The following is a 14,020-nucleotide window of genomic DNA, read 5'->3' as shown; positions in this document are numbered from 1 at the left end:
TTATCCAAGGAAGATTAATACTTTCCAAGGTATTACCTTTCATCAGAAATTGTTTACTAATTCGTAAAAACCGGTAGTTTCTCAAGAAAAATCAAATCATCACGATCAGCAGCATCCCCCTCTGCAAGGATTGCAGCTTTTGCCTCAACGATTGCGCCAGCTTGGTGTACAAGTTCCTCCAGTGCGCGAATAGATTCTCCTGTACTGATGACATCATCGATAATTGCCACCTTTTTACCTTTTAACAATTTAGCATCTTTCCCATCTAAGCAAAGCAGTTGCTCATCGCTAGTCGTGATTGAATTTACTCTATTAATGACAGGATCCTCCATGTATGCTTTCACACTTTTACGTGCAATGATATATTCCTTTTTGCCCATTACTTTAGTTAATTCATGAATCAATGGGATCCCTTTTGCTTCTGCTGTAACAATGTAGTCCACAGGAGGTAATTTCTCCGCTAGTAAAGGAGCGACATGGCAGACAAGCTCTGTATCTCCTAAAATTACGAAACTCGCAATGCTAAGGTGATCATCAACTTCTACAATTGGCAATTCTCTTTCCAATCCGCTAATAGTAAGTTTATAGGTTTCGGTCATTGTTCTCCTCCTCGATTAAAATCCAAGTATGTTCATTAAAAACTCAACAACTACACCTGATAACATGCCGATAAATGGATCTGTTATCGCTGTAACAACCATTGTAATAGCCCCAACTATACCTTGTGCTCCTTCTCCTGCTGTAAGTGCCGCCGTTGCATTTCCTGGTAGTGTTACAATTGCGCCTAATACGAATAGAAAGCCTGCAATCGAAGCGGTTGGAATATACTTTCCGATTTTTGGTAATAGTTTCCATAATAAAATGACTGCCATGATCGCCATCATTAATACTCCAGCCCAAACCGGATGAGGTGCACTTGCAGTAGCAGAAATAACAACTTCGACAGGTCCACCACCAAAGAGAGAAGATGCCATATCTGCTAAACTACTAATCATAGCTAGTGTATCAATATTCACATCGCGATTTGCTATATCACTATTAATGTTTCCAAATGCAATGTTTGCACCGATATTCAAACATACCATAGCTAATGCACCACGTATGACCATCGGATTAAGGATGAAGCGTGTTCGGTGGAATCGATCGTCTACAAATGGTTTATTGACATTCTTGTCTTCATCTCTACTAGTAAAAAAAGCGACGATACTAGATAAGACAACTGAAATGGTGATCGTATATACCAAGTCTTGTGTAGCTAAATAAGTGATTAACCCTGTAGCGAAAGAAACCATTCCAGGAATTTTATCACCCTTTGCCATATCCCATGCAACTTTGGTAAGCATAATACCAACACCCGCCATCATTCCATTGGTAATGACTGGCCCAATCCATTCAATGATCATTTCTAGTGCGCCAAATGCACCAATCACAAACATGATGAAGGCACCAAAAAAGATCATCGATAATCGTTCACGCATATTTTTTCCCATCGATCCTGCAACGGTAATGGTTTCTGCTTGGAATGAGATGACTGCGACGGATCCTGTTACACTATTTCCTAATGCACCTACAATAAAGGCCATTGCAGTTGGAACGGAGGCAAAGCCAAATGCTAATGCTAGAAGTCCTTGTGGTAAACCGTTCAGCACACCACTAAGTGCAGCTAAAATGTCTTTTAATATTTCCACTGTTTTCCTACCTTTCTGTTTTCTACGGAGCTTACCTTATATGCACTGCTACAGAAATTAGGAGAATAAATATAAAAAAACGCCTATGGTTTCCATAGACGTTTGTATCTTAAAATATACAGAACTAAAGAATGATAGCACAATAATTGTAGATAAAGTGTTCTAACATCCAACGTCCATAGTAGAGCAATTATCGGTTGCTCCGTAGAAACTCCCAGACCATATTACCGGGATTATATGATATAGTTTTTGTTTATTCATGTAATTTATCACATTATGTCGGATAAGACAAGGTATTCTGTTAATGTTACTATACGAATTCTATCGGAGGAGTAAGTTATTATTATTGAGCCTAATAAGTATACAATTATCCTGCACACAGTTTTTAGAAGAGGTTAGGAAGAGTAGAAGGAATCGTTTGAATAGATAGGCAGAATAATTTCGTCTGTCCGGATAAATTCGAAACCGATTTCATGTATAAACATTTGAAGATAAAATATAATAACAATATATTGGAACTAAAAAGTATCAAACAGTTAGTATGAATATTGATGATTTTTACGTATATTTTTCTCAATCCGATGTGTTACTAACACCAACAATGAAAACGAATTCGTATTTATTTTTTAACCATATTAAGCAAACCAACTACTTATTTATAAGTTATTGTTAGTTATTTGTGTAGAAAGCAGTTTAATGGAGAGGTCTGGGAATTTAGTCTTGCTAACAAGTTATCCGAAATTTGTTAATTAAAAAATAATTAACAATTTAAAAATAGACTAATCTTGATTTTCATTTAATTTTCATTTATTATTAACAAATAACAACGTTGTTATTTTTGGAACTATAAATAGACATCGTTTACAAAGGGGTGTCTTTTTTTTTCTCTAACTATTTAGTTAGAGTTTAAAATTTATCTATGTATCTTGAGTTCAGCGGATATTGAGGGGGGAGACTTGGTGAATAAGAAAGCGATAACATTATTTGGGTTAGTTTGTTTAACTACTATTCTTTTAGCTGGGTGTAGTGAATACACTGTGAAATCAGAAGGGAAAACCACCTTGATTTTGGCCGAAAATCAACCGGCCGATTATCCAACCACGATTGGGGCAAAAGAGTTTGCTAGATTGGTGGAGGAAAAGACAAATGGAAGATATGAAATCAAAGTGTATCACGGTGGACAATTAGGTGATGAGAAAAAAGCTGTGGAGCTTACGCAATTAGGTGCAATAGATTTTATTAGGGCTAATACAACACCATTAACGGAATTCAATGATCAGATAGGTGTATTAGCTATGCCATTTCTATTTGAAGATGAAGATGAAAAGTGGGATATGTTAACAGGCGAAGTAGGAAACGATCTTTTGAATACGTTTGCAGGTACTAGGTTAGTAGGTTTAGCATTCTATGATTCTGGAGAAAGAAGCTTTTATAATACAAAACGACCAATTGAAACTCCGGAAGATATGAAGGGGTTAAAAATCCGTGTGCAATCTTCAGAATTGGCGATAGATATTGTGGAGTCTCTTGGAGCATCTGCTACGCCAATGGATTATGGTGAGGTGTACTCTTCTTTGCAAAATGGTGTGATTGATGGGGCAGAGAATAATTTTCCTAGTTATTATACTTCTAGCCATTATAATGTATCTAAATACTATACAGTAAATGGCTTTCAAGGAGCTCCTGAAGTTCTTTTAGCATCACAAGAAACTTGGGATGAGTTAGGCGAAGAAGATCAAGAGGCTTTTAAAGAAGCAGCTATGGAATCAATAGAAGTTCAACGTGAGGCATGGGCTAATTTAACTGAAGTTTCAAAAGAGGCGGTAACAGAAGCTGGAAGTGAACTAATTGAGGTGGAGGACACCAGTGAATGGAGAGAAGCCGTGCAATCAGTCTATGATAAATACGGTGATGAATACAGTGAATGGATTGAAAGATTGTCCAACGATGATAAATGAAAAGCACATCAATGAGGAGGATCCTTATGAAAGCGTTAATAAAAGTTAAGAGGGTAATAGATCAGGTAATGCTAGTTCTATCTGTAACTTTAATTGGCATTATCGTTCTAACGATACTATTTCAAATATTTACTCGAACGTTTTTAAATTTTACACCGGCCTGGTCAGAAGAACTTGCACGCGTATTATTTGTTTGGATTAGTTTCTTTGGTATCGCCTATGGTTTTAAAGAAAAACTCCATATAGCCGTAGGGATATTCATTAAGAAATTTAATGAGAAAATTAAAAGGTTAATTGATAATATAGCAAAAGTTTTAATTATTATCTTGGGTGTTATCTTAATGTATTTTGGAACAGAATTTATGTTGTTGATGAATTATTCTACCATGGCAGGATTGGGAATTTCCTCAAGCTTTCTATATGCTGCAATTCCAGTATCGGGTTTCTTTATAACGATTAATGGTATTGAGTTATTGTTTATAGAAGGATTACATCCAGAATATGACGATGGAGTAGAGGGGTGAAATAATGGAGATATTAATTTTAATTGGTGGTTTTATATTTTTATTATTGCTTAGAGTTCCAATTGCACTTTCCCTTGCTATAGCTTCGATTGGTACAGGAATTTATATGGGTATCAGTCCTGCTGCAATTATACAACAAATGGCTTCAGGGTTAGATTCCTTTTCTTTATTAGCAATTCCCTTCTTTATCCTTGCTGGTGAAATTATGAATGAGGGTGGCATTTCGAAAAGATTAATTAATTTAGCAAATGTTATTATTGGAAAAATCAGAGGTGGACTTGCCATGGTTAACGTATTGGCTAGTAGTTTCTTTGGAGGTATATCTGGCTCAGCATTAGCTGATACATCTTCATTAGGATCTGTTTTAATTCCAATAATGAAAAAACAAAAGTACGATACAGATTATTCGATTGCCGTTACCATTTCTAGTTCTGTGCAAGGGGTATTAATTCCTCCTAGTCATAATATGATCATTTATTCTACTGTTGCTGGAGGGGTCTCCATTGGAGGACTTTTTATGGGTGGGCTTATTCCTGGAGTATTACTAGGACTAGCCATAATGATCCTGACATATGTGATAGCAGTGAAGAAAAACTATTCCCGTGGAGAAGTGATTAAACAAGAAGAAGTACCTAAAATTGTTCGCGAAGGCTTATTAGGTATATTTACTATAGTAATTATTATTGGTGGGATTTTAACGGGCATATTTACTGCTACAGAATCTGCTGCTATCGCAGTATTATACGCGTTTTTCATTACTTTTTTTGTTTACCGGGATATCAAGATTTCAAGAATGGGAGTTATTTTACAAAAAACGTTTAAGACATTAGCAATGGTATTATTTTTAATTGGGGCTTCTTCAGGTTTTGGTTGGTTATTGGCATTATTAGAAGTTCCCTCAATTGTTTCAAATGGATTGATTAATTTCTCTCCAAATGCAGCAATTACGTTGCTAATGATCATTATAATTTTATTACTACTAGGGATCATTATGGATATGGCACCGCTTATTTTAATTGTAACGCCTATTCTACTGCCAGTTGCAACAGATATCGGGATGGATCCTATCCATTTTGGTGTAGTATTAATGTTAGCTTTAGGGGTAGGATTAGTAACTCCCCCTGTTGGTTCAGTTCTTTTTGTCGGTTCAGCTATTGGTAACCTATCGATAGAAGAAGCAACCAAGGGAATGCTTCCCTTTTACATTGCTATGATAATAGCATTATTAATCATTGCATACTTTCCAACCTTGACGTTATTTTTACCTAATTTATTAGGGGTATAAAGAGGTGTTTTAAAAAGGGGGCTTGATAAGAACTAGTCCCTTTTTTTACGTCATATGTTGTTAAGTTCTACTCTCCATTCTTCCAACCGCTATGAAACTATTGATCTATTTTTTGAAAATTACAAAAATAGAATTGACAATACTTCGAGTGTAGTGTACATTGTATAGAAACCGGTTACATAGGGAGAAGGAAGAGCATACAATGAAACAAAAATCAATCACTATATACGATATAGCAAGGGAAGCAAACGTCTCATCTGCTACTGTTTCTAGAGTAATTGCAGGGAATTATCCAGTAAGTGAGAAAACGAAGAAAAAGGTCTTCGATTTGATTGAAAAATATGATTATCAACCAAATGCGGTTGCAAGAAGTCTGACAAAGAAAGAATCCAAGATGATAGGGGTTATTCTTCCTGATATCACAAACCCTTTCTTTGCTCAAGTATTCATCGAAGCTGAAAAATACGCACTTACTAAGGGATATACTTTGATTTTATGTAACTCTATGAATAGTAGTGAATTGGAGTCAAGGCATTTAAGAGTATTATCTGAACGACAAGTTGAAGGCATTATTTTTATGGGTGGAAGAATAAATAAGACCCATCCTGAAGTGTCGGAGATCAATGAATTAAAGTATGTCATCGAAAAAATTCCAGTCATACTTGTTAATGGCAGAATGGAAACACTTGAATGCCCGAGTATTTCTACAAATGAGGCCAAGGGCATAGAATTAATTATCGACCACCTAGTCAAACAAGGACATACAAAGATTGGCTTGATCGGTGGGATGACAGGGATTACCACTACAGACATCAAGGTAGAAGCTTTTAGGCAAAATTTAGAGAAACACAAATTAGCTGTTGTGGACAGTTGGCAAATTTATAGTGGATATGATGTCAAACGTGGTAAAGAAGCAATGGAGGAAATGTTGGAAGTAAACAAACATAATTTACCAACAGCGATCATAGGTATTAATGACCTAGTTGTTATCGGGGCATTAAAGCTGTGTCATCAAAAGAAAATCAATAACTTCTCTTTTGTAGGATTCGATGATAGTGAATTAACCCAGAATTCTATACCTGAAATTACCTCTGTCAGTCATCCATATAATGAGTTGGGAGAAAAAGCAGTAGATATGTTAATAAAATCGAAAACTACTGATAGTAAAGCAGAAAATCTTTTCATTGACCCTCATTTAGTTGTAAGAGAATCAACGATTTAGTAATAGTATTTTATTTTTTCACTAGTTAGTAACCGGTTACTATCAGATTACTTTTTTACCTCGAAATAGTAACCGGTTGCTATTATTAGATCATTAAAGTAACCGGTTACTAACTAGTTGCTTTAGATAAATAACAAATGCTCTCCCTATATAGTATTTAACTTCTTAAGGAATGATAGCGCTTACTAATACTTGTTAGGGATGACGATAAAGGAGGTGGTGTATAGCTATATACATGCTATCGCGCAACTAAATTATGATAAGAAAAAGGGGAGTGTAATGGTGAAAAAATTTAGTTTATTATTCATTCTAATAATGTCTGTTGTGTTCATTTTAGGAGCTTGTAGTGATAATGAGAGTGTTGATTCTGAAAATGGAGATGAAGATGTTGTTACTCTTTCACTATGGAATAGATATTCAGAATTACGGGGAGGATTTGCTCAATTAATTGAAGATTTTGAGGCAGAGCATCCTGGAATAAGAATAGAAACACAAGACACACCGGAACCTGAGACACAACTAAGAACCGCACTTTCAGAAGGCAACTTGCCTGATATGTGGACCAATATCGTAGATTTATCAGAATTAATGGAAGTTGATGCTGTCAAAAATCTAGATGAAATATTTACGGAAGATGTAAAAGCGCAATTCCAAGATGGAACATGGTATGAAAATGGTACAACAGCAGATGGATCTGTTTATGGTTTTCCGTTAGCAGCACCACAAAGTAAAGCAATGATTATGTACTATAATAAAGACGTTTTTGACATGTTAGGGTTAACGGAGGATGATATTCCTGCATCATGGGAAGAGTTCAAAGCGTTAGGTCAAACGATTGTGGATGAATCGAATGGAAGTGTTTATCCGATTGTTTGGAATAATCCAGGGTGGGCGAATGAACAATTAGTTTCTATGATGGGTACTGCTATTACGCCTGAAGTACCTTGGCAAGAGAACTATAAAGAGGGAGTACCTCAAGTTTATACAGAAGGTAAAATTGAAAGCGCTAAATTTATTAAAGAGTTATTAGATGAAGGGTTAATGTCACCTGAAAGTGTTGAGATCGGATTAGGTGAAGCAGAAGCTTTATTTTCTGTTGGACAAAGTGCATTTTTGTGGAGTGGTGACTGGGTTGGCAGACAATTAGTTGTGGAAAGCGAATTCGAAAATTGGGGTGTAGCACCTCTACCAACGAAAGATGGAAATCCTTATTACTATCATGCTGGTTCTGAAGCTACAAGTATCAGAGTTAGTAATGATACAGAGCATTGGGAAGAAGTTAAGATTTTCTTAGAATACGCATTAGATCATCTCCATGAGACTGTTTATGTCAATACTGGTGCTGGTTTACCTGCGAAAGAAGATGTTGGGGGAGAGCCACCTTTTGAACAATATAACGATATCCTTGAATTAGAAAGTCAATTAGCCATTCCAGTTCCAAAACCGGCAGAATTAAATCCAGAGATTGTAGAATTCAACCGTGCATATCGAAATAAACTCGAAGTTGGTGGGATTGGTGATGCAGTTGTCGGTTATATCACAGGGAATATAGATGATATTGATAGCGAAATAGAGCAAATTGATCAAGATATGAAGGATGCCTTTATGGAAACATTAGACGAATTTCCTGAAGTTTCTCAAGATGATTATATTTATCCGAACTGGGAGCCGTTCGAGCCATTTACAGTGGATAAGTATGATGAATTAAGGTAGGCAGTTGACATTACTATAGTCTGGTGCGAGCGAGACTATAGTGATGTATCCTTTTCCTAACTAAAATATGAAAGGGTGATGGAAGTTGGCAAACAATATGGAATTAAGTCAGAAATCGACTAACAAAGATACATCAAATTTAAAAACGCTTCAGAAACGAAAAACAATTTGGGCTTATATCTTTCTTGCTCCACAAATCATTGTCTTCTTTATCTTTTCTGCTTATCCCATTGTGATGAGTTATGTCTATTCCTTCTATGAATGGAGTGGCATTGGTCCGTTAAATGATTTTATTGGGTTAGCGAACTACCAGCAATTATTGACTTCAGGAAGGTTTTGGAACTCTGCGTTAGTATCCATTTATTATATTTTAGGTACAACGTTACTAGGTGTAGGTGGTGCATTAATTTTAGCGATTATCTTAAATGACCAAAAGTTAAAAAGCAAAGGCTTTTACCGCGCTATCTATTTCTTACCTGTTGTTACCACTACTGCCATTGTAGGGATCATTATGGGAAGTATATTTGGTATCAATGGTTTCTTTAATCAGTTACTTGTTGACTTTAATATCATCGATAAGCCGATTCCATGGTTAACTGATCCGGTTCTTGCCGTTATTATTTTAATTGTGATTGGTTCTTGGAAAGGGTTAGGGATCAATATGGTATATTGGTTAGCCGGTTTACAATCCATACCAAATGAACTGTATGAGTCTGCTCAACTTGATGGAGCCGGTTTCTGGGCGACATTAAGACATGTCACATTACCACTTTTGAAACCAATAGCTGCTGTTATTATCTTGCTTTCTTTAGTAAGTGGGATTAATGCGTTTGATTTGGTGAAGACGCTTACTAATGGTGGTCCTAACTTTGCGACGGAAACGATGGATTTGTTTATCTATAATTACGCTTTTTCGAGCCAATTAGGTGGAGGGCAAGTCAGAATGGGATATGCTTCTGCAGCAGGCGTATTACTAGGATTGTTTACCTTTGCTATTAGTATGGTTTTTGGTGCAGCTTCCTTTGGTAAACAAATCATTAAACTGAAAGGAAATAAAAAGAAAAAAGGTGGTGTGAAAGCACTATGATTACTACCAAATCAGCTAGGGTTATGATACACGTTTTTTTACTTCTGTTCGGAATTGTGTGGATCTATCCTTTCGTTTGGATGGTGTTTTCTTCTTTAAAAACCAATAAAGAGTTTTTAACAAGTGGTACGAAGTTAATACCAGAAGACTTTCAGTGGCAAAACTATTCAGAGGCATGGATCACAGCTAATTTCTCTGGGTATTTTTGGAACACCGTTATATTTACTGTTTCTACTGTAATTATCGTTATCGTACTTTCCTCTTTAACAGGCTATGCCTTAGGTAGAATTGATTTTCCTGGAAAGAAAACGATTATGATCTGCGTCGTGGCAATCATGTTTATTCCCAAAGGATATACGATTATCCCATTATTTAAGTTAGTTAATGCAATGGGATTGGATAACTCCATATTAGGGATTATTGTAGCGGAGTCATCAGGGGCCCATGTGTTATTTATCTTAATGTTTGCTTCCTTTTTTGCGAATTTACCAAAATCAATTGAAGAGGCAGCAGAAATCGATGGAGCTGGCGTTTTAACGATTTTCACAAAAGTAATGCTCCCTTTAAGCATGCCTATTGTTGCAACTACGGCCATCATGCAATTTATTTGGACCTGGAGTTCGTTCCTAGTACCACTAGTCTTAACGATTAGTAAACCGGAACTAAGAACATTAGCGGTCGGAATGGAAAATTTCGTTCAAACCTATGCAGTAGACTTTTCAGGTATGGCGGCAGGTGCGACGATATCTCTTTTACCAGTTATGATTATCTTTATTATCATGCAAAGATACTTTATTGAAGGTGTCGCAGGGGCAGTTAAAAGCTAGATAGGAAGGGTTGAATAAAATGCCAACTTATACCTCTTCATTTATTTATAAAGTTTCAGATTGGATCATGAAGTTGAGCTTAGTTAATTTGTTATGGATTTGTTTTTCTATCCTTGGCTTAGGGTTCTTAGGTTTGTTTCCTGCAACAGTAGCCATGTATACGGTAGTAAGAAAATGGATGAAAGGAAATACCGATGTTTCAGTAACGAAGACTTTTATCCATGCTTACAAAGGCAGTTTTTTGAAAGCGAATCTCTTAGGCTATATAAGTTCAGTAGGTGGTCTAGTGCTATATGCTGATTACCTGCTAGTTCGAAATATGGAAGGTATGCAATATATAGTGATGCTGCTTTTACTTGTAACAGTTAGTTTCTACTATATGATGATGTTGTTCTTTGTTTTTCCTGTCTATGTCCATTATGACATTAAGTTGATGGAGTGCTTTAAGTATGCCTTTATTATCGGTGCCTCCTATCCGCTAAGAACGATTTACATTTTATTTGTAGGCTTTGTTGTATGGTATATAACAGCATCTATTCCTATTATTTTATTATTTTTCTCTGGAAGTGTGATGTGTTTAGTAGTGATGAGGTTTGCTTACGTAGCTTTTAAAAAGACAGAAGAAAGGAATCGAAACTTAACATCAGCTGCATAGCATAAAAGAAATACTAAATCAGAAGGAGTGTGCTGCATGAATAATAGTAGATTACAGCAAAATTTGAATCTAGACTGGAAATTTTATCGAGGTGATGAGCCGAAAGCATGGTATAAAGGATTTGATGATTCTAAGTGGCGCAATATCAGCCTGCCACATGATTGGTCCGTCGAGGAGCCTTTCTCTCAACAATATTCTAGTGGTACAGGTTATGTAGCGGGAGGTGTTGGCTGGTATCGAAAAGCATTCAAGCTACCGGCTAATGCAGACAATAAGAAAGTGTTCATTACGTTTGAAGGGATTTATAATCATTCACAGGTATGGTGCAACAGTAACTATTTAGGAAAAAGGCCGTTCGGTTATAGTACGTTTACATACGACATCACAGAATTTGTGAAGGAAGATGATGTGAATGTAATTTCAGTAAAAGTTAATCATAAAGACGTGGCAGACTCTCGTTGGTTTACTGGCTCTGGTATATATCGTGATGTATATGTAACGATTACTGATCCTGTTCACGTTGATCAATATGGTGTATTTGTCACCACACCACAAGTTTCTAACACAGAAGCAATTGTGCAAGCTGATACACAGGTAGTGAATGAACAAGAGACAGCTGAAACAGTGATTATTCAGCAAACATTGGTCAACATGGAAGGTGAAAGAGTTGGTGAAGCGCAAGAATCTATCACGGTTGATTCATTCTCAACAGGAAAGGTGGAACAACAGATAAAACTGGAGAATCCAGCTTTATGGTCTCCAGACCATCCTCACTTATACCAATTAGTAACAGAGGTTGTGGTAAATGAAGAAGTGAAGGATGAAGTCATTACGACAACAGGTATACGCTCGATTGCCTTTGATGCAAAGAAAGGCTTTTTTCTAAATCAGGAGAATATGAAGATAAAAGGTGTGTGTATTCATCATGATGCTGGCGGCTTGGGAGCAGCGGTACCAAAAAAAGTATGGGTCCGAAGATTAAAGGCTTTAAAAGAGATGGGATGCAATGCCATACGAACGGCACATAATCCACCTGCGCCTCACTTATTAGATCTATGTGATGAACTCGGCTTTTTAGTAATGGATGAGGCTTTTGATGAATGGGAAGGTGTTAAAAATAAATGGGCAGTTGGGCATAATGTATATCCCCCTGAACATTATGGATATTATGAAGATTTTCCGCAATGGGGAGAGATGGATTTAAAAGAGATGGTTTTAAGGGACAGAAATCATCCATCCATTATCATGTGGAGTATTGGTAATGAAATAGATTACCCCAATGATCCGTATTGTCACCCTTCTTTTCAGTCAATGACAGGGAATAATGACGCAAACAAACCTAAGCAAGAAAGAATCTATGATCCTGATAAACCGAATGCTGAGCGGTTAGCGACTATTTCCAAGCAGCTAGTTCACTATGTAAAAGAGTGTGATACGACAAGACCAGTTACTTCTGCGTTAGCCTATCCGGAATTGTCTAACTTAACCGGTTATGCGCAATCTCTCGATGTAGTAGGCTATAACTATAAAGAGCACTTATACAAAGAAGACATCAATAAATATCCGAATCATGTGATATATGGGAGCGAAAATAGTCCTGGATTGGAAGATTGGTTGATTGTTAAAGATAACGATGAAATAAGTGGGCAATTTATATGGACTGGTATTGACTACCTAGGTGAAGCAAAAGGCTGGCCTGTCAGAGCTTCCCCAGCTGGATTTTTAGACTTGGCAGGAAATAAGAAATCTAGTTTTTACTATCGAAAGAGTCTTTGGAGCGATAAGCCAATGGTATATTTAGCAGCTAAACCCAAAGACGAAAGAGATCATCATTCTAGATGGAAAGGCGATCCACATTGGGAATGGCAAGAGAATGAAAAACTGGAAGTGTTTTGCTATACCAATTGTGAAGAAGCGGAATTATTCTTAAATGAGCAATCATTAGGTGTGAAGCGAAAAGGAGAAAAAGATAGTTATTTATCCTGGGATGTATCATTTGAAAGCGGGTTATTAGAGGTTATCGCAAAAGATGAATCAGGAAATGAACATAACTGTCAATTAATGACACCATCCACACCTTACTATATTGATATGGTTACAGATAGTCATCATCTAAAGGCTGATGGGCAAGATATAGCTCATATTGAAATGCAAATCACAGATTCCGATGGTAACCCTGTCTATCTTGCGGATAATGAAATCCACTTATCGATAGAAGGACCTGGTGAACTTATCGGAATGGAAAACGGTAATATTCAAGATTTAAAACCGTATTATGAATCTAGCAGAAAGGTATATCATGGTAAGCTGCTAGCATTTGTTAGAGCAGGAGTTGATCAAGGAGAGATAACGCTACATGCTAGCTCAAGTAAGTTAGAAGATGCAAGTATAACTATTTTGGTGGATTAGTTGTATTCTCTTCCTTGGATATGTCTTTGTTTCTGGAGCATATTACAGAATTGATGGCGGACAAGGCGCAACCTCTGTTTAATGAAGTAGCATTTAAAAGTGACTGATAAATGATTAAAAGTGACTGATAAGTATGTGAAAGTGACTGGTAAATACTCAAAAGTGACTGATAAATAGAAACCACATGGAACTTTCCAGTATCACGAATGAATCATAATATTGAAGCACCCCAAAAGACTCGATCATCTTAAAATGATGCGCGAGTCTTTTTGGGGTGCTTATGTTTTACCACCTCTTGACAATAAAAGTGTTCATAATGACAAAAATACTTGTCAAAATAACAAGGATACTTTACAATGGAAATATGTATAGGATTTCTCGTTCATGTAACTGTGAATAAGATAGAAAAACATGCGAGGTGACAAGATTGAAGACAAGACTGAAAGAATTACGTGCAAGGGATGGATTGAATCAGACTGAACTGGCTAAACGAACAAAAGTTTCGCGCCAAACGATTAGTTTGATTGAACGTGAGGAATTAATGCCCTCTCTCCTCATAGCTATGAAATTATCACGTATTTTTAATGAACCGATTGATCAGATTTTTATATTTAAGGAGCATTCCTGTTATGAAGAAATTTGAGGTTTGAAT

At 36.5% G+C, this 14,020-nt stretch carries 12 protein-coding genes and 1 riboswitch; of the genes, 10 read left to right on the top strand and 2 right to left on the bottom strand.

Annotated features, from left to right (window positions below):
* Positions 1-56 precede the first annotated feature (56 nt).
* Entirely contained in the window at positions 57-599 is a 543-nt protein-coding gene (locus tag GH715_RS14260; RefSeq protein ID WP_153835960.1) for a phosphoribosyltransferase family protein, read from the bottom strand.
* A 15-nt stretch (positions 600-614) separates the two neighbouring features.
* A complete protein-coding gene (locus GH715_RS14255; protein ID WP_163578675.1) occupies positions 615-1,688 on the bottom strand; it encodes a SulP family inorganic anion transporter in 1,074 nt (357 codons plus the stop codon).
* A gap of 159 nt (positions 1,689-1,847) precedes the next feature.
* A riboswitch (purine riboswitch) is annotated at positions 1,848-1,949 on the bottom strand.
* Positions 1,950-2,647: 698 nt separating this feature from the next.
* On the opposite strand from GH715_RS14255, the gene GH715_RS14250 reads away from it, so the two are divergent.
* From GH715_RS14250 to GH715_RS14205, 10 genes are all read left to right on the top strand, one after another.
* Positions 2,648-3,646, top strand: a complete 999-nt coding sequence (locus tag GH715_RS14250; protein WP_240469397.1) for a TRAP transporter substrate-binding protein — start codon at positions 2,648-2,650, stop codon at positions 3,644-3,646.
* A gap of 26 nt (positions 3,647-3,672) precedes the next feature.
* Entirely contained in the window at positions 3,673-4,170 is a 498-nt protein-coding gene (locus GH715_RS14245; protein ID WP_163578674.1) for a TRAP transporter small permease, read from the top strand.
* A 4-nt stretch (positions 4,171-4,174) separates the two neighbouring features.
* Positions 4,175-5,455, top strand: a complete 1,281-nt coding sequence (locus tag GH715_RS14240; protein WP_153835963.1) for a TRAP transporter large permease — start codon at positions 4,175-4,177, stop codon at positions 5,453-5,455.
* 202 nt (positions 5,456-5,657) lie between these two features.
* Positions 5,658-6,677, top strand: a complete 1,020-nt coding sequence (locus GH715_RS14235) for a LacI family DNA-binding transcriptional regulator (protein WP_153835964.1) — start codon at positions 5,658-5,660, stop codon at positions 6,675-6,677.
* 282 nt (positions 6,678-6,959) lie between these two features.
* A complete protein-coding gene (locus GH715_RS14230; protein WP_163578673.1) occupies positions 6,960-8,390 on the top strand; it encodes an ABC transporter substrate-binding protein in 1,431 nt (476 codons plus the stop codon).
* Between the two features lie 85 nt (positions 8,391-8,475).
* The gene (locus tag GH715_RS14225) at positions 8,476-9,477 is read left to right on the top strand and encodes a carbohydrate ABC transporter permease (protein ID WP_153835966.1); all 1,002 of its coding nucleotides are present in this window, start codon (positions 8,476-8,478) and stop codon (positions 9,475-9,477) included.
* Positions 9,478-9,500: 23 nt separating this feature from the next.
* A complete protein-coding gene (locus tag GH715_RS14220; protein WP_240469396.1) occupies positions 9,501-10,304 on the top strand; it encodes a carbohydrate ABC transporter permease in 804 nt (267 codons plus the stop codon).
* Positions 10,305-10,323: 19 nt separating this feature from the next.
* A complete protein-coding gene (locus tag GH715_RS14215) occupies positions 10,324-10,959 on the top strand; it encodes a YesL family protein (RefSeq protein ID WP_153835967.1) in 636 nt (211 codons plus the stop codon).
* Positions 10,960-10,995: 36 nt separating this feature from the next.
* Positions 10,996-13,368, top strand: coding sequence for a glycoside hydrolase family 2 TIM barrel-domain containing protein (locus GH715_RS14210; protein WP_153835968.1), 2,373 nt, complete (start codon positions 10,996-10,998; stop codon positions 13,366-13,368).
* A gap of 427 nt (positions 13,369-13,795) precedes the next feature.
* On the top strand, positions 13,796-14,011 hold the full coding sequence (locus GH715_RS14205) for a helix-turn-helix transcriptional regulator (protein WP_153835969.1): 216 nt from the start codon (positions 13,796-13,798) through the stop codon (positions 14,009-14,011).
* Positions 14,012-14,020 lie beyond the last annotated feature (9 nt).

This window comes from Gracilibacillus thailandensis (genome assembly GCF_010994055.1).
Classification (GTDB): Bacteria; Bacillota; Bacilli; order Bacillales; family Amphibacillaceae; genus Gracilibacillus; species Gracilibacillus lacisalsi.
This window is presented reverse-complemented; position numbering and strand designations above follow the sequence as displayed.

Coding starts and splice junctions, on each gene's coding strand:
- GH715_RS14210 (WP_153835968.1), top strand. CDS start 10,996: ATGAATAATAGTAGATTACAGCAAAATTTGAATCTAGACTGGAAATTT.
- GH715_RS14215 (WP_153835967.1), top strand. CDS start 10,324: ATGCCAACTTATACCTCTTCATTTATTTATAAAGTTTCAGATTGGATC.
- GH715_RS14245 (WP_163578674.1), top strand. CDS start 3,673: ATGAAAGCGTTAATAAAAGTTAAGAGGGTAATAGATCAGGTAATGCTA.
- GH715_RS14235 (WP_153835964.1), top strand. CDS start 5,658: ATGAAACAAAAATCAATCACTATATACGATATAGCAAGGGAAGCAAAC.
- GH715_RS14260 (WP_153835960.1), bottom strand. CDS start 599: ATGACCGAAACCTATAAACTTACTATTAGCGGATTGGAAAGAGAATTG.
- GH715_RS14240 (WP_153835963.1), top strand. CDS start 4,175: ATGGAGATATTAATTTTAATTGGTGGTTTTATATTTTTATTATTGCTT.
- GH715_RS14220 (WP_240469396.1), top strand. CDS start 9,501: ATGATACACGTTTTTTTACTTCTGTTCGGAATTGTGTGGATCTATCCT.